General features: G+C 69.6%; 3 protein-coding genes. All 3 read left to right on the top strand.

Features of this window, described 5'->3' with window-relative positions:
• Positions 1–180, top strand: a 180-nt coding sequence (locus ACOADB_RS13060) for a glycine cleavage T C-terminal barrel domain-containing protein (RefSeq protein WP_378599151.1), incomplete at its 5' end; no start/stop codon positions are given.
• A 70-nt stretch (positions 181–250) separates the two neighbouring features.
• Positions 251–520, top strand: coding sequence for a hypothetical protein (locus tag ACOADB_RS13055; protein WP_378599148.1), 270 nt, complete (start codon positions 251–253; stop codon positions 518–520).
• The coding region (locus tag ACOADB_RS13050) for a PhzF family phenazine biosynthesis protein (protein ID WP_378599145.1) at positions 415–647 on the top strand (233 nt) is incomplete at its 3' end. The genes ACOADB_RS13055 and ACOADB_RS13050, both read left to right, overlap by 106 nt.

Here is a 647-nt window from a genome sequence, read left to right as displayed (position 1 = left end):
CCCCTCGGCGAGGTCACCTCGGGCACCTTCTCGCCGACGCTGAAGAAGGGCATCGGCCTGGCCCTGGTCGCCAGTGCGGTCAACGACGAGGCCGAGGTGATGGTCGACGTGCGTGGCCGCAACGAGGTCTTCCAGATCACCAAGCCGCCGTTCGTCACCCCCTCGGTGCGTGAGTCATGAAATCACCCCACGGTGTTCTCGATCTCCCCCGCTTCGCTCCTCCGTCCGACAACACCGCAGGGACCCCGAAATGAGCCTCCCGGAGCAGCCGTCCACCTTCCGTCCGCCCGCCGTGCCGGAGCAGCCGTGGCACTGGCGGCTCGAGGACGCGTCCGGCGCCGAGGTCACCCTCGAGGGCGAGGGTGCCGAGGAGTACGCCGACAAGACGTTCCCCAGCCAGGGTGACGCCGAGTCGTGGGTGGGCGAGATCTGGGCCGAGCTGGCCGAGTACGGCGTCGCCCAGGTGACGTTGTTCGAGGTCGACCGCGAGGTCTACGGCCCGATGTCGCTCAGCGCCTGACGGTGTCGTCGCCGCGGGAGTTCCGTCAGGTCGACGTGTTCAGCGCCGAGCCGCTGCTCGGCAACCCGGTGGCGGTGGTGCACGGCGCCGAAGGACTCACCGACGAGCAGATGCAGGCCTTCGCCCG

This window comes from Nocardioides sp. CPCC 206348 (assembly GCF_048654705.1).
In the GTDB taxonomy this organism is placed as follows: domain Bacteria; phylum Actinomycetota; class Actinomycetes; order Propionibacteriales; family Nocardioidaceae; genus Nocardioides.
Note: the sequence above shows the minus strand (reverse complement) of the source record. Positions and strands in the feature narration are given on the sequence as shown.

Excerpts from the sequence above, each read along its gene's own strand:
- ACOADB_RS13055 (WP_378599148.1), top strand. The coding sequence starts at position 251 with ATGAGCCTCCCGGAGCAGCCGTCCACCTTCCGTCCGCCCGCCGTGCCG.